The sequence below is a fragment of the Oceanobacillus senegalensis genome (assembly GCF_900176885.1).
In the GTDB taxonomy this organism is placed as follows: domain Bacteria; phylum Bacillota; class Bacilli; order Bacillales; family Amphibacillaceae; genus Oceanobacillus; species Oceanobacillus senegalensis.
Genome location: NZ_LT839648.1, coordinates 443,510 through 462,899, shown reverse-complemented (window position 1 = coordinate 462,899; position 19,390 = coordinate 443,510). Strand labels below are relative to the sequence as shown.

General features: G+C 38.3%; 19 protein-coding genes and 1 riboswitch. Of the genes, 1 reads left to right on the top strand and 18 read right to left on the bottom strand.

The window, feature by feature from the left end; all coding sequences use genetic code 11:
* Nucleotides 1-89: 89 nt before the first annotated feature.
* Nucleotides 90-194, bottom strand: a riboswitch (TPP riboswitch).
* Between the two features lie 151 nt (nt 195-345).
* The 10 genes from CAO17_RS02115 to CAO17_RS02070 all read right to left on the bottom strand — a co-directional run bounded on the left by CAO17_RS02115 (nt 346) and on the right by CAO17_RS02070 (nt 9,398).
* On the bottom strand, nt 346-960 hold the full coding sequence (locus CAO17_RS02115) for a TetR/AcrR family transcriptional regulator (protein WP_245831743.1): 615 nt from the start codon (nt 958-960) through the stop codon (nt 346-348).
* An 86-nt stretch (nt 961-1,046) separates the two neighbouring features.
* Nucleotides 1,047-1,292: a TRAP transporter large permease subunit gene (locus CAO17_RS02110; protein WP_245831897.1), complete on the bottom strand. Its 246-nt coding sequence runs from the start codon at nt 1,290-1,292 to the stop codon at nt 1,047-1,049.
* Between the two features lie 140 nt (nt 1,293-1,432).
* The gene (locus CAO17_RS02105; protein ID WP_085991186.1) at nt 1,433-2,086 is read right to left on the bottom strand and encodes an LLM class flavin-dependent oxidoreductase; all 654 of its coding nucleotides are present in this window, start codon (nt 2,084-2,086) and stop codon (nt 1,433-1,435) included.
* Nucleotides 2,087-2,344: 258 nt separating this feature from the next.
* Entirely contained in the window at nt 2,345-3,427 is a 1,083-nt protein-coding gene (locus CAO17_RS02100; RefSeq protein WP_245831742.1) for a phosphotransferase family protein, read from the bottom strand.
* A 26-nt stretch (nt 3,428-3,453) separates the two neighbouring features.
* Nucleotides 3,454-5,040: an acetate--CoA ligase gene (locus tag CAO17_RS02095; RefSeq protein ID WP_245831741.1), complete on the bottom strand. Its 1,587-nt coding sequence runs from the start codon at nt 5,038-5,040 to the stop codon at nt 3,454-3,456.
* A 228-nt stretch (nt 5,041-5,268) separates the two neighbouring features.
* On the bottom strand, nt 5,269-5,673 hold the full coding sequence (locus tag CAO17_RS02090) for a nuclear transport factor 2 family protein (protein ID WP_218775519.1): 405 nt from the start codon (nt 5,671-5,673) through the stop codon (nt 5,269-5,271).
* A gap of 80 nt (nt 5,674-5,753) precedes the next feature.
* Nucleotides 5,754-6,827 (bottom strand): LLM class flavin-dependent oxidoreductase, encoded by a 1,074-nt coding sequence (locus tag CAO17_RS02085; RefSeq protein WP_085991183.1) that lies wholly within the window; start codon nt 6,825-6,827, stop codon nt 5,754-5,756.
* A 178-nt stretch (nt 6,828-7,005) separates the two neighbouring features.
* Complete coding sequence (locus CAO17_RS02080) at nt 7,006-7,497, bottom strand: flavin reductase family protein (protein ID WP_085991182.1); 492 nt, start codon at nt 7,495-7,497, stop codon at nt 7,006-7,008.
* Nucleotides 7,498-7,552: 55 nt separating this feature from the next.
* Nucleotides 7,553-7,897, bottom strand: a complete 345-nt coding sequence (locus CAO17_RS02075; RefSeq protein ID WP_085991181.1) for a VOC family protein — start codon at nt 7,895-7,897, stop codon at nt 7,553-7,555.
* A gap of 319 nt (nt 7,898-8,216) precedes the next feature.
* Complete coding sequence (locus CAO17_RS02070) at nt 8,217-9,398, bottom strand: iron-containing alcohol dehydrogenase (protein ID WP_085991180.1); 1,182 nt, start codon at nt 9,396-9,398, stop codon at nt 8,217-8,219.
* A gap of 286 nt (nt 9,399-9,684) precedes the next feature.
* On the opposite strand from CAO17_RS02070, the gene CAO17_RS02065 reads away from it, so the two are divergent.
* Complete coding sequence (locus tag CAO17_RS02065; protein ID WP_085991179.1) at nt 9,685-10,629, top strand: alpha/beta hydrolase; 945 nt, start codon at nt 9,685-9,687, stop codon at nt 10,627-10,629.
* A 183-nt stretch (nt 10,630-10,812) separates the two neighbouring features.
* Here the strand turns inward: CAO17_RS02065 and CAO17_RS02060 are convergent, their stop codons facing one another.
* The 8 genes from CAO17_RS02060 to CAO17_RS02020 form a co-directional block, all read right to left on the bottom strand.
* Nucleotides 10,813-11,292, bottom strand: a complete 480-nt coding sequence (locus tag CAO17_RS02060) for a GNAT family N-acetyltransferase (RefSeq protein WP_085991178.1) — start codon at nt 11,290-11,292, stop codon at nt 10,813-10,815.
* Nucleotides 11,293-11,474: 182 nt separating this feature from the next.
* The gene (locus CAO17_RS02055; protein ID WP_085991177.1) at nt 11,475-11,822 is read right to left on the bottom strand and encodes a hypothetical protein; all 348 of its coding nucleotides are present in this window, start codon (nt 11,820-11,822) and stop codon (nt 11,475-11,477) included.
* Between the two features lie 124 nt (nt 11,823-11,946).
* Nucleotides 11,947-13,083 carry a CaiB/BaiF CoA transferase family protein gene (locus CAO17_RS02050; protein ID WP_085991176.1) on the bottom strand — a complete coding sequence of 379 codons (1,137 nt, stop codon included), beginning with the start codon at nt 13,081-13,083 and terminating at the stop codon, nt 11,947-11,949.
* A 559-nt stretch (nt 13,084-13,642) separates the two neighbouring features.
* A complete protein-coding gene (locus tag CAO17_RS02040; protein WP_085991174.1) occupies nt 13,643-14,794 on the bottom strand; it encodes a thiolase family protein in 1,152 nt (383 codons plus the stop codon).
* Nucleotides 14,795-14,836: 42 nt separating this feature from the next.
* Complete coding sequence (locus CAO17_RS02035; RefSeq protein ID WP_085991173.1) at nt 14,837-15,985, bottom strand: acyl-CoA dehydrogenase family protein; 1,149 nt, start codon at nt 15,983-15,985, stop codon at nt 14,837-14,839.
* Between the two features lie 20 nt (nt 15,986-16,005).
* Nucleotides 16,006-16,776: a 3-hydroxyacyl-CoA dehydrogenase gene (locus CAO17_RS02030; protein WP_085991172.1), complete on the bottom strand. Its 771-nt coding sequence runs from the start codon at nt 16,774-16,776 to the stop codon at nt 16,006-16,008.
* 584 nt (nt 16,777-17,360) lie between these two features.
* Nucleotides 17,361-18,125: an SDR family NAD(P)-dependent oxidoreductase gene (locus tag CAO17_RS02025; RefSeq protein ID WP_085991171.1), complete on the bottom strand. Its 765-nt coding sequence runs from the start codon at nt 18,123-18,125 to the stop codon at nt 17,361-17,363.
* A 23-nt stretch (nt 18,126-18,148) separates the two neighbouring features.
* On the bottom strand, nt 18,149-19,348 hold the full coding sequence (locus CAO17_RS02020) for an acyl-CoA dehydrogenase family protein (RefSeq protein WP_085991170.1): 1,200 nt from the start codon (nt 19,346-19,348) through the stop codon (nt 18,149-18,151).
* Nucleotides 19,349-19,390: the final 42 nt, after the last annotated feature.

Here is a 19,390-nt window from a genome sequence, read left to right as displayed (position 1 = left end):
TCTCCTCCTAAAATAAGAAATAAAAAAACTGCACTCCTGAGGGGAGTGCAGTTTTCATGTATGTAAGTAATATCATTGTATATATAACCATACAGTAAACCACACTTCCCCACGCTAGTATTATCCAGATCGGGTAATAAGGGTCAGAATCTCTTCTTCTCAGCCACATGTATGTAGCTCCCCTAGTGTTTTTGAGTATGCAATTTATTCTAAGGATAACATTATTTCGAGTTTTGTAAAGGGGTAACAAAAGTTATCATTTCACAATAATATTTTCAAGGCAATTAAACTAGCTATACAATAAGGACTTCTTTCAATCCAATGATAAGAAGTTCTTACTCATCCCTATTTATTTTTAGTAAGTATTCGTAGGAGATATTTTGTGATAGAGGTTGCTATTTCTTCTTTACTCTTTTCCCCTTCTTCTGAATACCATTGAATAACCCAGTTCATAGCGCCTAACATGATGTTTCTAACAATCTTAACGTCTACCGGTTCAAAAATATTAGATTCAATACCATCCACTATTAAGTGATCAAATTCCAAGGAATAGGATGATCGTAATTCTAAAATAGTTTTTAACTGCTCCCCTTCAAAAAACTGTTCTGGCTTTATGCCCATTTCGAAACCAGATCTCTCATCAATTAAATATTCAATATGTTTAATCATTACCCTAGATAATTTCTCTTCAATCGATAAGTCCTCATTCCGAATTTTTGTAACCGTTTCAATACTTGATTCCAAAAGCATCTTATAGCTTTGATAAAGCAAATCTTGTTTATCCTTAAAATAATAATACACGGATCCTTTTGTCATGAGAAGATTGGCCGCAATATCTTCCATCGTTGTATTATGATAGCCTTTTTCAGCTATCACACTTATTGCCGATTTTACTATTTCTTGTTTTTTCTTCGCTGTTTTCTTTTCACGTAACGACAAAATTTTCACTTCCTTTAACAAATTTTGACATCCTTTACTTTATTCTAATTGTTCATTATTTTTACGTCAATTCAAATTTTAATAATCCCTTAATATTTGAAGAGAATTTAGGTATCAAGGAAATTCGGTAAAAATAAAGATAGCTGAGGGATATACGTGATGACTAACAAAGTGATGATTAAAGCAATAAGCATGGGAAACAAATATCTAAAAGTCCTCTCAAAAGGTATATTCGAAATCTTAGATGCAACAAATAAGTTTATTCCCATTGGTGGAGTAATCTGCCCTAAGGTTAAATTAATACTTGCAATGATTCCAAAATGTAGAGGGTCTACTCCTAGATGTTGGACAATTGGGAGAAAAATCGGCTGTAGAATATTCTTTAGAGTACCCCCCTGTTAAATTTACTACACTTTAACCAGCGATAAAAATGGAGAAGGTTAACCATGTTAGCCTTCTCCCCTCATTTGTCTTATTCTATTAGGCTATCAACTTATTTAACTTTTTGCTTAGCTTCTTTTTTCTTGAAATACGGAATAACATCTTTGGCCATTCTCTCCATAGATTCACGAACAAGTTTATCTGACATACCTCCAATTCGATGCCAGCAGCTTAACTGCTTAAGTCCGAAAGTTTCTTGCATATCCTCAATTTCTTCAATTAATGCTTGTGGTCCATCTACATGAATCGTACCAGCCTGACGTAGTTGATCATAAGAAATACTAGTCATATTTTTTACTACTTCTTCGTAAGCCTCATAGGATTTGGCTACTCTCTCTGGTTTTCCATCCTTCGATGTCTTTGGAACCATTCCACCTGGTACTAGTTGTGGAACCATATTGAAATACCATTCAAAATATTTTTCCGTTTTTTCAAATGCTACATCTGCATTATCTGCAACATGCATTTGTAGATTAATAGGGAAATCAATATCCTCTGGTTTTATCCCTTTTTGAATTAATGTTTCTCTAGCTTCTTTTAATTGGCCTTTTAATTCATCCAACGTTGATAGGGTAGGTGTTGCAGCAAGGTTCAATCCCATATTTGCCACAAGATCAAAGGTTTGTGGACTAATGGATGCTACATAAATTGGTGGTGGTGACTGGATCGGTTTTGGAATTAAAGTAACATCCTCTAATTGGTAAATTTACCATCATAGGAAAAATTGTCTTCAGTCCAGAGTCCTGTGATAATCTCCATCAAGGGATTATAAAACATAAAACATACCGAATTCCATTTATATCGTCGCTACCTTTCTTGTAAGAAATTTTATGAATCAAACTTAACTATCCACTTCGTTATCATCCATTTGACAATGGATAAATATTTTATTCCTATTAGTTAATAAACTACTATAAATTTATTTTTTAAAATGTACGTTGGTTCACAAAAATGATGTAAACAATTACTTATCTAAAAAGGAAAAAGGCTTTTTATCTATAATTTCGTATGCCTGTTGGATTAAATGATGTGCTCGCTGGTGAAACGTAGCAAATCGCTCATCCTTTGATTTCCCCATTTTCCACCGATAATAGATTTGCTGAACAGCAACACCCAATTTAAAATAATTTAAGGCAACATAAAAATCTATCGCTTGAATATTACTGTTCGTTTTACTGGCATAACGCTCAATAAATGCTTCCCGAGAAATAAATCCATCACTTTTAGCGGTGATAGATGGTAGACTCTCTTGAATCGTATCTGGATCATCCTTTTGTACCCAATAAACCAACGCTCCACCAAGATCGAATAATGGATCCCCTATTGTCACCATTTCCCAATCTAAAATGGCATTGATATTGGTTAAGTCCTCAGTAAGCAACATATTGTTTAATTTATAATCATTATGGATTACACTGCTTATTGTTGTCTGTGGGATATGATCGATAAGCCATTTGCAAACCTTATCCACATAAGGAATCGAGTATGTTTTCGCTTTATCATATCGCTTAATCCATCCATGTACCTGACGTTCAACAAAACCATCAGGGTAACCGAAATGAGAAAGTCCAGCTTCCTCGTAATCGATGGTATGCAATTCAGCTAAGCGATCGACAACATGATGGGAAAGCTTTTGAATCTGTTCATTCGTAATCTCCATATTTAATGGAAATTCCTCATCCAACACAATCCCTTTCTTCCGCTCCATCACATAAAACGGAACTCCTATAATAGAGGTATCCTCACACATGACATACGGTTCAGGAACATAGGAAAAATAAGGATGAAGCTTCGTCAAAAATTCCGATTCTCTTTTCATATCATGCGCTTTTGGTGGTAAAGGTCCATTAGGAGGCCTCCTTAATACAGCCTCCCACCCCCCTGAACGAATGAAGTACGTTAAATTAGAAACCCCAGTTGAAAATTGCTTTACTTCTAAAGGGGGAGAGGGGAGTTGGCCATAATTATCTGAAATATAGGATTTTACGGCTTTACGGTCAAAATCCTCTCCATCACGAACATCTGTCATTTCTTTACTCTCATTCACGAAAACCACCCCCTTTAAACGATTCATTAATTCATTTCCTTCGCCATTTCCCTTAAACGAAACCGTTGAATTTTTCCACTTTGTGTTTTCGGTAGGTCCTCGATAAATTCCACTTCCCGAGGATACTCATGCTTAGACAATCTTTCTTTAACAAACAAACTTAATTCATTCCCAAACTCTTCGGATGCCTTATGTTTATACGCCTCTTTTAGTACCACAAATGCTTTTACAATTTCACCTTTCACTTGGTCAGGTTTCCCAACGACAGCTACCTCTTGAACGGCTGGATGCTCAATAAGGCTACTTTCCACTTCAAATGGCCCAATCCTATAGCCAGCACTGGAGATTACATCATCTGCTCTACCCTGAAACCAGAAATATCCGTTCTCATCTTCTACCGCAACATCGCCAGATACCATCCAATTTTTCTTCATCTTTTCTTCCGTTTTTTCGGGATTATTCCAGTATCCTAAGAAAAAGAATGGGAATGCAGTTCGATCCACGGCAATTTCCCCTGCCTCTCCTTGATTGACTGGATTTCCACCCTCATCCACTAATTTTACATTGTAACCTGGTGAAGGAAATCCCATGGAACCCGGTTTCACTTCCATGTCTGTACTATTATAATTGTTAATAATCATCCCTAGCTCTGTTGCTCCGTAATGGTCATAAATCTCCTTACCAAAGTTCTGTTTAAAGAAACGGACAACTTCCGCATTTAACGGTTCACCTGCACTACTGAATTTTTTCACTTGCAAACGATACTTCTGGACAAGCTCTGACCCTGCAGCCATCATTGCTCGATAGGCTGTTGGCGCGAAAGCAAAACTAGTAATTTTATAGTTTTCAAGCAATTGATACGTCTTTTCAACATCAAATTTCCCTTTATAGATTAAAACAGAAGCACCCATGGAGAGTGGCGCAAACGTACATTGAATAAGCCCAAAAGACCAGCCCGGGTCGGCACCACCATATAAGCGGTCATTTGATTCTGTACCCATGGCATGTTTTTGATACGGGTAAATACTAAGCATAATTTTATGGCCCCAAGTAGCTCCTTTAGGCAATCCTGTTGAACCAGAAGTGTATTGAATAGTAGAGGGATCCGTTAATTGCGTTGGTTCGGTTACATGGTCCTTCGAAAATGTATCAAGAAACTCCCAGAAGTTAAGTCCTCCTGCAAATCCATCATCAATCACAATGTTTTGTACCGATACAGCTACACCATCTAATTTTTCTGCCTGCTCCTTATTGGTGACCAATATCTTACAATCACAATCTGACATCCGATGGGAAAGTGCCTCAGGCCCAAAAGCAGTAAATAGTGGTACGTAAATAGCTCCAATTTTCCATGTTGCTAGTACGGTTAAGTATAGCTCCATGTCCTTCCCTAATAGCCCAGCTACTCTATCCCCTTTTTTGACTCCATAAGACCTTAATAAATTAGCCATTTGATCAGACTTTTCCTTCAGCTTTTTAAATGTCCATATCTCTTTTTTTCCATGCTCATCTTCATAATAGATAGCAACACGTTTTGGGTCATTTGCAAAGCGATCACAAGCTTCATGTGCCATATTGAATTTTTCTTCCGGGTTCCAATCATATTTTTTCATTACGTTTTCCCATGAGAAATTTTCATTTATTTCCCGAAAAGACTGCATCAGATCACCTCAAACTTATATAGGATTTTATGTAGGAGAGAGGCAAGGACAAAAGTATTTCTCTAAGGAGCAATATCCGAACATCATCGGTACAGTAAACATTCTTGAAATATACTTTGCTAACCAGTGTATTGTTCGTCTGTTGCGTTTAACGTCCTAGCCTCTATCCACTACAAGTTTTTATTCTCCTAAGAAGACTTCTCTTGCATGTTCTGTATCAAGGAACTCCTTGACTTTTTGAATTTTCCCATCTTCTAAAACAAATAAGAAATGATACAAATTATTGTAGACTTTGCCATTCGTCATTTCCGCATAGGATTCCGTTTCCACAGCCACTCGATTACCTTCAGCAGTCCATGCAAGTGGTGTCAGGCGGATGGCAGCTTCCTTTGTTGCAGTAGCAAGACCAGAATTCATTTCCTTGAATTCTTTCATATCCTTCTCCCCGGAAACACCCTCAATATTTCCAGCAACCCACCATGTTGCTGTGTCTGAGAAATAGGTTAGAAACCTATCAATATCACCTGTGGAGAATACCTCCATAAATTCTTTTATAATCTGCTTATTTTTTTCCTCTAAACTCAAACGACTTCGCTCCTTCCCCTAATAACCCCGTTTAATAAAAAACGGAATATAGGTAATATTAAGAAAAATAATGGTAAAATTTAGCTGTTAGCTTTTTGTTTTGCTTCTTTTTTCTTAAAATATGGAATGACATCAGTCGCCATTCTTTCCATAGATTCACGAACGAGTTTATCTGACATACCACCAATACGGTGCCAGCAGCTTAATTGTTTTAGTCCGAATGCTTCTTGCATTTCTTCAATTTCTTCAATTAACGCTTGTGGACCATCCACATGGATTGTACCCGCTGCACGTAATTGATCGAAAGTGATACTAGACATACCTTTGGCTACTTCTTCAAAAGCTTCATAGGATTTAGCCGCTTTCTTTCCATCACCACCAGGTACAAGGGAAGTAACGCGATTGAAATACCAGTCAAAGTATTCTTGTGTTCTTTCAAATGCCACTTCTGCATTATCTGCAACGTGCATTTGTAGGTTAATAGGGAAATCAATATCCTCCGGTTTCATTCCTTTTTGGATAAGAGTTTCTCTAGCATCCTTCAACTGAACTTTTAACTCGTCTAATGTAGACAATGTTGGTGTTGCTGTTAAGTTCAATCCCATATTCGCCACTAGATCAAAGGTTTGTGGACTGATGGAAGCAACATAAATTGGTGGTGGAGATTGGATTGGTTTTGGAATTAGTGTAACATCTTCCAATTGATAGAAATTCCCATCATAAGAGAAGTTGTCTTGAGTCCAAAGCCCTGTAATAATCTCCAATTCTTCCTTAAAGCGAGCTCTTGTGTCTTCCATGCTAACACCTAATTGCTTAAATTCTGTTGGCTGATAACCACGACCAACCCCAAATTGTAACCGACCTCCACTAATGATATCTGCCATAGCATAGTCTTCAGCGATTCGAATTGGATTACCTAATGGCAATACAGAAATTAGGGAACCTATTTTAATTCGTTTTGTACGCTCGGCAATAGCAGCCATGGCAACAGCTGGGTTTGGCATGGAACCGTAAGAGGTGGAATGGTGTTCTGCAAGCCATACGGAATCAAAGCCTAATTCCTCCGAAAACTCAATTTGCCCCAACATCTCATCATAAATACGCTTGTATTCTCCATCAGTTGATTCTAGAACATAAAACATACCAAATTCCATTTCCACATCTTCCTTTCTCTTTTTAAATTTATATAATTTATATGAAATAAATTACTAACTAATTGGTGGAGACCGTTGCCAATCCATTTGTTATCTCCGTTCTATCATTTATTTATGGTTAGTAATTCTATTGATGTTTTTTAAAATAAAGATATATTATTAATCTAGTATGCTGACATTATAGGTTTACATATTTACCTTTAAAAAATATCAATGGTTCTTTTTCAGGGTCCGCCTTACCAGATAAAACCTCACCGATTACAATAGTATGGTCCCCGCCAGCGCAGTGATCGGTTACTTTACAATCTAAATATGCTAACGTATCAGGTAAAATCGGACTACCAGAAGCATCCTCATAAAATGCCACACCTTCAAATCGATCAACACCACGTTTAGAGAATTGTTTGGATACGTCAACCTGATCACTCGCCAAAATATTTATCGCAAAGTGTTTCGTTTCCATAAATTCATTGTACGTGCTAGACTTTTTATCAATACTGAACAAAACTAACTTGGGATTTAATGATAACGAAGTAAACGAATTCGCTGTAAATCCGATTGATTTTTGTTCCCCATTTTTCGTTGTAATGACAGTAACCCCAGTACTGAAGTTTCCAACTATATCACGAAAATCTCTAGCATCCATCACTTCATTCCCTATCTCACTCATTGGATTATGTTCTCCTTTCTGAATTAAGATTTATAAATGAAATGGACTCCTTCCTTTACTTTTGATATAACTGAACAATATTCTTGGAAGGATCAAGGAAATAACAGGTGCTTCCATGCCCTCCCATATCACGCACATCACTAACCTGTACGTCGTGTTGTTCCAATTGCTTTCTTGCCTCATTTAAATTTTCTACCTCAAAAGTAACAACCGCTCCAGCTTCTAGGTCATGAGGAACTTCCTCACGTCCACCTAGTGCGAAGGTTACTCCATTCACCTTAAATTGTGCCCACTGATCTCTATCCACAAACTGTAATGGAAGCCCTAAGACTTCCTGATAAAATTCACTTGTTTCTTTCATATTAGATACACGGTAAAATACATTTTTTATCTTAATCACCTTGAAACACCTCCATAATCCCCTTCTTCTCTTAGCATCTTAGATTATTAAACCGCACAACTGTTAGCGCTTTCAATCTTGAATTAACTTTCGTAGATTTAACTTATCCTTCGCACTTATCGTTACTCTCTTAACTTAAAGTCATTATACACATACAAAATTTGAATGTAAAGTATATTTCCTAATTTTTATAATATTTAAATAATAATGAACACATGGACATTATTTGTTTATCTTTTAGCAAATGTAGATGTAACTTGTTCCTGTTCCTCCTACTTCTTAAGATTTTTACTCTTAATTACCATTCAATCATTAATCGTTACCAAACCTTATGGACTAAATTGGTAATTTCCTTATCTAAGTTCTCTGTTTGCAATACAAAAGCATTTTTTTCTCCGTGAATATCAATGAGGATATTTTCAATTAATGTAGGAATCGATGCTTTCGGTACTTCAAAATCTCTTAGTCGATGCGGAATTTCCAAGTCCTTAATTAAATTCCCAATCAATCGTGGCGCCTTTCTAGCTTTTTCTTCTATTGTTTCATCCGGATTTGCTGTACCAAGCGCTTCAGGTATTTGAGCTTGTTCATGATAAGTACGGGGTAATAGAAATTCCATAACCTTTGGAAGCATAATCGCAGAAGTCATTCCATGCGGGATATCATATAATGCCCCTAATTGATGGCCAATACTATGAGAGAGCCCTAGCCTAATATTGACGACAGAAAATAGAGATAACCATGCACCTACTTGACATTCTAGTCGATATTCTAGATTTTGAGGATATTTCTTGGAAAGTGGTAGATACGTATGCAATTTTTTTAATGCCTGTAATGCAAGTCCAGTATTCACTGGATTAGGTATTGGAGAATATAGCGTTTCTACCGCATGGTCAACGGCGCGAATTCCTGTGGAAATCCAAAGCCAATCTGGAGTATCTATCGTAAAAATCGGATCAAGGAATACTTGTTTTGGTGTCATATTTAGATGAGAGAATTTATATTTCACATGGTCTTCCCCGTTTGTAGTACCTGCTATACTCGTAAATTCTGATGCAGACAATGTAGTTGGAATAGCAAAATTAGGGATGTGATTCCTCATTGTTACTTTCTTCTCTCGTTTATTCTCTGAATATGGATATAAGTTCTCTTCAAAAAGAATATTCTCTGCTAGTACAAGTGATAAAATCTTCCCTGCATCTATCGGACTACCGCCACCACAGCTAATAATTAAATCAGGATTAAATGCCCTAATTTCTTTGATATCCCTCATTAGTAATTCTCCGGGCACATGTTGTTTCGAAAGTGTTACAAATGTTTCAAGTTGATTTGCATGTAAGTTATCCAACAAATTGTTATAAGCTTCCGTTTTTAGAATACTATTAGTTGTAACGATTAAAATCTGCTTTCCATTAACCTTTTGAACTTCACTCAGTATGTTTTGTTGTACCACATCCACTCCATAATGAATTCGTTCAACAGGAAGATATTGATATAGCATGTTGAGTACCACCTTTCTATTATTTCAACGTGTATTCCCACAACGGTATAGTCGTTCTAACAAACTCCACCAAGTTGCTCCGCTTTATTCTTCTACTGTGAAACAAGAAACAACAAACATTGGAGCAAGTATTTGTTCCAATATATTATACCAACGTTAAAATATTGAATCAATATTTTATTTTTAAAAAATTTATTATTTTTTAAATTGTTTATTGCATTTATAGGTATATGGTTGTATAATAATTTTCAGAAAGATGAAAACGTATTCAAAGGGAGGAAAAATCATGGGTTATCAACCAGCAGTAAAGAATCTATTGGATCAAATCAATTCGGCTGAGGGACCAGGAATTCCAGAGATGACAGTCGAAGAAAACCGTGCTGGACTAGCTGCACTTTATAAAGATCTAGTTGGAGAACCACAAGAGGTTAAAAAGGTAGAAAACATTAATATTCCATCACATGATGGTGAAAAAATTGGTTTACGGATTTATACTCCAGAAGGGGAAGGTCCGTTGCCTGTGCTAGTGTTCTATCATGGAGGCGGTTGGGTACTTGGTGATTTAGAGGTAATCGATCCTATTATGCGTTGGGTGGCAAATGAAACAAGCACAATGGTTGTTTCTGTTGATTACCGTCTAGCACCAGAGTACAAGTTTCCAATTCCAGCAGAGGATTGCTACACTGCGACAAAATGGGTATCTGAAAATATCCAAAGCTATAATGGTGACCCAAAACGTATTGCCGTTGCTGGGGATAGTGCTGGTGGTAATCTGGCCGCTGTTATTCCTCTCATGGCAAAAGATCGTGGAGGTCCAAACATCTCCTTACAGATTTTACTTTACCCTGTTACAGATTTTGATACAACTACACCTTCTTATGTGGAGAACGGTAAAGGGAACTACTTAGAAACGGAAGCAATGTACTGGTTTAATGATAACTACCTAAACAATGAAGCTGATAAGAAAAACCCTTATGCTGCTCCAATGCAAGCAAGAGATGTTTCCGGATTACCTCCTGCACTGGTATTCACTGCAGAACACGATGTACTACGTGATGAAGGGGAAGCATATGTCGAGCGCCTAAGACAATCTGGCGTACCTGTTGAACATACAAGATTCGACGGACAAATTCACGGTTTCTTCTGGATGCCGGTAATTATGGATGACGCGCATAAAGCATTAGCCCAAATTAAAAATGCATTGAAAAAACAGTTATCTACAACTGTATAAAAAAAATACATGAAGGCTGTTAGGAGTTTAACTTCTTAACAGCCTTTTCATTAGATAGATAAAGGGAGAAACTTTAATAAGTGATTTGGAAGGTCGGTACATAATAAACCATATACAACCCCAACGGTCTAATCAAAGTCCAACACCCTGCCATACAACAAGAACAGACCTTCCTAACACCTTCTATGACAACCTTTTTAGATACCAGGTATCCATGGTACTATGCTCTGAACCATCTAATGCTTCTTCCAGTTGTTTGAATCCGAGCTTACTATAAAGTTGATTAGCTATCTCGAGTTTCCCCACCGTTTCCAAGTAACAATATATATAGTGTTTTTTGGCAAAGTCAAGTGCTACTTTCATCAGCTTCCTTGACAGACCCATACCTTGTGCATCCGGTGAAATGTATAACTTTTGAAGCTCGCAAACATCTGTCTTCCCTCCAAATGGCGCAATACCGACACCACCCACCACTTCATTTCGTTCATTCACTGCCACCCAATACTTTGCTTTTTCTTGTTGCTTGTAAAATTGTGCTAAATGGCTTAGTTGGGGGTCAAAGTAAGCTGTTCCTGGTATATCTAAATCAAATGATTCCAGGGAACGTTTAATAATTTGCTCCATTGTTTTATTGTCTTTTTCTTCGATTTCACGAATCTGCATGCTATCACCACTCATTCCATATACTAAAATTTTTAAAACTATTTTTCATATTGATTGGAGGAAACATAGAAACATTGCTTGTTCATTGCACTAGATGAAATGTAGATTCTTACGTGTTATGATTATTATTGGAATTATTATCAACTATAAAGATAGAGTTACTTGACATTGAAACATTCTCCCTACAAGTTTACTAATGTTGTAACTAGCCCTTCTGCCGTTACAGATAATATTGCCATTACTACTGCCATCGTACTAACTCCTAGATTTGTCCAAAGAAACACTCGACTTCTTGAGACACCAAGAGTCGTTACTGCACCGGTACCAATCTGACTACTAAACAGAACAGATGATAAAAAACATACCCCGGTTGTTCCAAAACGTTCGAAGGTTCTTTTTATGTTGGGATTAATTCTAGCAGGTATTTTTTCTCTTTTTCGAAATTTATTATATAGTATGCTAAACAGTTTGTTAATCCTCGTTCCAAAAAATATAAAAAAAAGAACACTGATTTCATTCCCAAGAATCATTCATATCCTACGTAACTATCAACTGAAAACTACAAATAAAAGTGGATGGAATTAAAAGGGCTTGCCAATCAGTATACTGGCAAGCCACGTACTATCTCTAAAGCAACAAAAATGGTCACTTTCTTTAACTTCTATTCTTCAATTCTTCTAATATTTCATCCGTATGCTCACCTAACTTCGGAGCGTGAGTTCGTATTCTACCAGGTGTTTCAGATAGTTTAATTGGAATACCAATTTGTTTAGTTGTCCCCAATGTTGGATGATTGATTTCTTGGATCATATCCCTTGCTTGTACTTGTGGGTCCTTCACCATTTCTTCCATGGTAAGAACAGGTGCTATACATGCGTCCATTCCAGAGAATCGTTCCAGCCATTCTGCTTGGGGCTTTTCAGCAATTATTTTTTGAATTTCATAGGCAAGACGATGTTGTTCATGAACTGGCGCTTCCAATAATGGAATAAAGTCTTCCCTCCCAATGATTTGACAGAATTGCTTCCAAAATTTTTCTTCTAACGCACCCACAGAAAGATAGCGTCCATCCTGTGTTTCATATACTCCATAACACGCCTTTCCACCGCTAAGAGCCATTTCTCCACGTTTGGCCTCTTTATTCGTTGCAAAATAGTATGGGAGAATCGTCTGCAACCAGGATATCACTCCATCCATCATGGAAATATCCACCAATTGTCCTTCACCTGTCTTACGTTGCTCAATAATTGCTAATAAAATCCCTACCGTCGCTGGAAAAGCACCACCACCAATGTCAGCAATTTGTGTTGCAGGTTGAATTGGCTTCCTATCCCTTTCTCCCATTAAATGAAGTAAGCCAGCATAACTGATATAGTTTATATCATGGCCTGGCATAGAAGCATATGGACCAGATTGTCCATATCCTGTAACTGCGCAATAAATAATACCAGGATTTACTTGCTTAAGAGATTCATAATCTAAACCTAACCGCTTCATGACACCGGGTCGAAAAGATTCCACCACTACATCTGCAGTTTCTACTAGCTTTAAAAATTGCTCCTTCCCTTCACCAGATTTCAAATCTAAGCAAACACTTTTCTTGTTCCGATTAATCGAATGGAAAAATGCACTATCCTCATCTAACTTAGGCTCATCCGCTCTAGCATAATCACCATCATTCGGTTCTTCCACCTTGATGACTTCTGCTCCAAAGTCAGCAAGCAACATAGTGCAATAAGGTCCAGGCAATAATCTCGTCAGATCCAATATACGTGTGGATTGTAACGGCATAAAATACCCCCTTTTGTTTATTTACTCTATTGACTCGAATCTTATTCATTGTTTTTATTCATAGTTGAAGGAAAATGCGCAGTAATTCAGTTGATGTTATTCATCACTGCCTTTCCAATTAAAAGGGAAAATGGATGCACTTCAGTTTCCACAGCGGGCAGTCGCGGACCCTAGGGCACAGCTTCAGCCTCCGTAGCGGAAGACCAACGCTTCGTAGTTCAGACACGTGCTATTCCCACAGGACAAGGAAGATTTCATCAGTATGACATTTTCATTAGATAATTTATCTTTATTTTCAAGGAGTCGACTGGTCCTCCCTTCATCAACCATTACTATAGCTAAAATAATAATAGAAGAATGTGGAAAAATAGCGGAGGAAATACACGAAGACTCCAGTGGGATGAAAAGCCTAGGTGAGACTCTGGAGAGCGTTAGCTCGGAGGAGGCTCAGCAGCGCCCACGGAAAGCGTAGTGTATTTCCGTAGCGGTATTAATGCACCGATTATCTTCGTCTGGTTACTGCGCATTTTATATATTGCGTCAATAACCACCGTAAAAACTAATCCAATCTTTCTATAATGGTTGCATTGGCCATTCCGTGTCCCTCACACATGGTTTGTAAACCATATCTGCCTCCAATACGTTCTAGCTCATGCATCATCGTAATCATTAAACGCCCACCGCTTGCACCTAATGGGTGTCCTAATGCAATGGCACCGCCGTTTGGATTTAGCTTGCTGGGATCTGCATCTGTTTCCTGTAACCATGCCATTGGAACGGAAGCAAATGCTTCATTCACTTCGAAAATATCCATGTCATCGATGGAAAGTTTCGCTTTTTCCAATACCTTTTTCGTGGCTGGAATTGGCCCTGTAAGCATCAACGTAGGATCTGATCCAACTACAGTACGTGCCATAATTTTAAATCTAGGTTTAAGACCTAGTTCTTCTGCTTTTTCACGTGACATGATAAGAAGGGCAGATGCTCCATCACTTATTTGCGAGGAATTTCCAGGTGTAATATTTCCATCCTCTTTAAATGCTGGCTTTAGATTCCCTAGCTTTTCAAGGTTCGTATTTTCTCTTGGACCCTCATCATCCTTCACAACAGTAACAGTTCCATCAGGTAATGTTATCTCTAAAGGCATGATTTCCTTTTCAAATCTACCATCATTCCTAGCTGCGATGGCTTTTTTATGACTTTCCAATGAAAACGCATCCATTTCTTCGCGGGTAAATCCCCATTTATCCGCAATTAAATCAGCAGAAAGTCCTTGATTAATAATTTCGTACTTGGAAGTTAATGCCTCACTTAATTTTGTTCCTTTCATATTGGACATCATTGGAACACGGGACATACTTTCAATTCCACCCGCAACTACAACATCCATGTCCCCACTAATAATCGCCTGTGCAGCAAAATGTACAGCTTGCTGGCTGGATCCACACTGACGATCAAGCGTTGTTCCAGGTACTTCTATTGGGTATCCGGCAATAAGTGCCGCCTGTCTTGCAATATCAAATGCCTGTTCTGAAACCTGGGTTACACAACCTAAAATAACATCCTCAATAATGCCCGCTGAGATTCCTGCACGTTTAACGATTTCTTCTAATGGCTTGGCAGCAAGCTCCTCAGCCCGGATTCCACTTAAAACCCCATTATATTTTCCCACAGGGGTCCTTACCGCTTCTACAATAACTGCTTCTCGCATAAACATTCTCCTATCTTTTTTTACGTACTTTACTACCTAAATTTACAACCCCATATTCTTAGCAATAATCCCCTTCATGATTTCATTTGTTCCAGCATAAATCGTGTTCACTGCAGTATCTCGATACCTTCTAGCAATCTCATATTCTTCCATATATCCATATCCGCCATGAAGTTGCATACATTCAGCTGCAGCCTTTTTGGCCAAATCCGTTACCCACCACTTAGCCATGGACACTTCATTAACGATATCTTCTTTTTCCATATGCTCTTGGACGAGACGATCAACAAACGTTTTTCCTAATTCCAATTCTGTTTTTAGTTCAGCTAGCTTAAATTGAGTATTTTGAAAAGAACCAATACTTTTTCCAAAAGCTTTTCGCTCTTTTACATAATCAACCGTCAAATCTAGTATTCTTTCTACAGATGCTATGCTTTGTATCGCAACAATTAATCTTTCTTGCTGCAATTTTTGCATTAAATAATAGAATCCTTTATTCTCTTGGCCCAAAAGATTATCCTTTGGTACGCGAACATCTTCAAAAATTAATTCACACGTATCATTAGCATGCTGTCCGACCTTGTTTAGCTTCTTTCCTTTTTTGAACCCAGGAGTTCCTGCTTCTACCACCAGCAAACTAATTCCTCTATGCTTTGGTTCTGCCTGCTGATCTGTCTTACAAACGACAACCACAAGATCGGATAAATAACCATTCGTGATAAACGTTTTTTCTCCATTAATGATATAAGAATCACCATCTTTAACGGCTGTTGTCTTAATATTTGCAAGATCAGATCCAGTCCCAGGCTCTGTCATTGCTATTGCGGAAATCATTTCCCCAGTAATTGCCTTTGGAAGCCACCGCCTCTTTTGTTCTTTGGTTCCAAATTCCTCAATATAGGGAATAGTGATGTCGTTATGCAAACTGATACCAGACGCGAGCCCTGTCCCAATCTTATCTAACTCCTCGGCAACAACTACTGCAAAACCAAAATCGGCATCAAGACCACCATATTCTTCCTCTACCTGTGGGCAAAGAAAGCCTTGTTTACCTAGTTTCTTCCAGAAAGAGCGTGGAACCTGCTTATCTACCTCCCATTTTTCATAAAAGGGTACGGCTTCTTTCTCTAAAAACTTTTGTAATGAGGCTCGAAACATTTCATGCTCTTCCTTTAGGAATGTTCTTTTCATCTTAAGCCTCCTTTATAAGATTATTTAGGTTGCATACGAATAGCACCGTCTAGACGAATAACTTCACCATTTAACATTGGATTTTCGATAATACTCTTTGCTAACAAGCCATACTCACTCGGATCACCCAATCGTTTCGGGAATGGTGTCATTTGCTCTAAGGATTGAATCGCTTTATCCGGTAGACTCGCAAATAATGGTGTTTTAAATAATCCCGGGGCAATAGTCATTACACGAATTCCCAATGAAGAAAGATCCCTTGCGATTGGAAGCGTCATTCCAACAATTCCACCTTTCGAAGCACTGTAAGCAGCTTGCCCCATCTGCCCATCAAAGGCTGCAACCGATGCGGTATTAATGATAACTCCTCTTTCATCATGTTCATTCGGTGTATTATCACTCATTTTTTCTGCAGCAAGTCGAATGACATTAAATGTCCCAATTAAATTAATTTGGATGACTTTGGAAAACTCCCCTAAATGATGAACCCCTTTTCGACCATAGGTTTTTGCACCTGATCCAATTCCTGCACAGTTTACCACTGTATTTATGTAACCAAAGTAGGTCACTGCCTGGTTTAAGGCAGATTGAACATGTTCTTCACTCGTTACATCTGTTTTGACAAATAGTACCTTGTCTTCCCCTAATTCTTGAACAAGCTGTGTTGCACGTTCTTCTTGTAAGTCAATAATGACAGCCTTTCCGCCATTTGAGACAATGTTTCGGATGGTTGCTTCCCCTAATCCAGAAGCCCCTCCTGTAACAACTGCAACAACCTCTTCTATTTTCATAAACTATCTTCCCCTTTCTATTTTGGTTGCTTTCCATATGAATTGTTTCTGTCACATCATATATAAAATGCGTATTAACTTGTTACGCAAATTAGTGCTCAAATACCGCTTCGGAAATACACTACGCTTTCCGTGGGCGCTGTTGAGCCTCCTCCGAGCTAACGCTCTACGGAGTCTCACCTAGGCTTTTCATCCCACAGGAGTCTCCGTGTATTTCCTTCGTTGGTTTGGTGTGAAACAAACTTAAGTCATATTGTTTAATACTTTCAAAATGGTTGAATTGGAGCGGAGGACAGTCGACTACTTGAAAATAAAAACCGATTTTTTACGTGCGATGTTTCGCTGACGAAGCCTTCCTTGTCCTGCGGGAAAAGCACGTGTCTAGACCTGAGCAGGAAGTGGCTTTCTGCTACGGACGCTGAAGCCGTTCCCTAAGGTGTGCGACTGTCCGTAGCGCAAATCAACTAGAGGAGAAATTAAGTTATTGCGCATCATCCTTCTACTACGACACCATTTTTAATAATAAACTGGACCCTTTATGGTTGACGACAAATCCAAGAGTCCAGTTTTCTTTCGCTTTTCTACTATTCCGTTAGCGTTCCACCATCAATTGGAAATGTTTGGCCTGTAATATAGTTGGAAAGGTCGGAAGCAAGATATAATCCAATGTTGGAAATATCTTTCGGATCTCCTAGTTTCCGCATTGGAATGGTTTTTAATATTTTATTTAACCATCTTTCATCTTCAAATTCCTTTTCATTGATTTCCGTACTAATTAGCCCTGGAGCAATGGAATTGACGATAATCCCATATCTTGCCCACTCGGAAGCAAGAGATTTGGTTAAATGGATAACAGACGCTTTACTTGCTGTGTATGGTGCAATCCGTTTATATGGTTTTAAACCGCCTACGGATGATATATTAATAATTTTTCCATGTCCTTGGTCCATCATTATTTTTGCAGCTTCCTGACAACTGAAAAATAGTCCTTTGATATTCACATCAAATGTAAAATCAAAGTCATCCTCCGTTACTTCAATCGCTGGTTTCGTTCGATTGACCCCAGCATTGTTTACGATAATGTCAACTTTTCCAAATTTATCCACCGTTTGTCTATACATGGATCTAATATCATCAAGATTAGCCATATCACAACGAACAGGTAATACCTCAACATGAGATGTAGCAGTAATTTCTAGCCCTAACGATGAACAGGCATCAAGGTTTCTACTAGCAATGACTAAATTTGCACCTTGTTCTGCGTAATCACGAGCCATTTGTGCACCAATTCCACGACTACCACCAGCAATTAAAATCACTTTACCAGACAAGTCCAATAGATTCGTCATATTTACCCCCCTGAAACTTAAACTTATACTTGAACTTCTTCTTGTTTTTTCTTATATTCTTTGAAAATTCGTTTGGCAACTACCACACGATGTACTTCGTCTGGACCATCGTAGAGATGTGCTGCCCTTGATTCACGATAGAATGCTTCAAGAGGTGTATCCTTGGAATAACCTAGCGATCCATGTACTTGAATGGCGCGGTTAATGACATCATTGATTATTTTCGCGCCATGGAATTTAATAAGAGAGATTTCTTTTCGTGCATCCTCCCCTTGATCTAGCTTCCATGCAGCATGTAAAGTTAGCAGTCTAGCGGAAGCAATTTCTGCTGCAGAATCCGCAACAAAGTTTTGAACGGATTGGAACTCTGATAATGGCTTTCCACGGGTTTTACGTTTCAATGCGTAATTCACCATTAAGTCAAAGCTACGGTTCATGACACCTAGCCATCTCATCGCGTGTGTAATACGCCCAGGTCCGAGACGCATTTGCGCAAGCTTAAACCCTTCCCCAGGATTTCCCAACATAGCGCTTTCATGAACTCGGCAATTATTAAATCGTAACTCCCAATGTCCACCCTCACTGTAATCACCCATGACACCGATATCCCGAACTCTCTCCAGACCAGGGTTATCCATGTCAACAATAAACATGCTTGCCCGTTCATGTGGAGGGTTTTCAGGGTTCGTCACTGCCATCACAATGGTAAAGGAAGATAACCCTGCATTACTGATAAACCACTTTTCACCATTAATGACATAGTGATCTCCATCCTTCACTGCACTTGTTTGAATACCAGTCGGATCTGCACCAGAAACTTCTTTTTCCGTTAAGGCAAAACATGATCTTATCTCATCGTTTACGATTGGATCAAGATACTGCCGCTTTTGCTCTTCAGTACCTGCATTTAACAAAATCTCCATATTTCCTGTATCTGGGGCCGCCGTACCAAAGACACGCGGTCCAATTGGGCTAGTGCCTAAAATTTCATTGAGTAATCCTAAAAATACAGCACCTAAACCTAACCCACCAGCTTCTTTTGGCAAATGAGCTGCCCAAAGGTTTTGATCCTTTACTTTTTGTTGTAATGGCTTTAATACATGCTGAGGCAAGCCCTCTCCTGGTATGATATGTTTTTCAGCTGGATACACATCTTCTTCCATAATTTTTTTTGCACGTGCTAATAGCTCCTCTTGTTCCTTCGATGGACTAAAATTAAACATACCTATCAAACTCCTTTTCTACTTTTAGGGTTTTCTTTCATG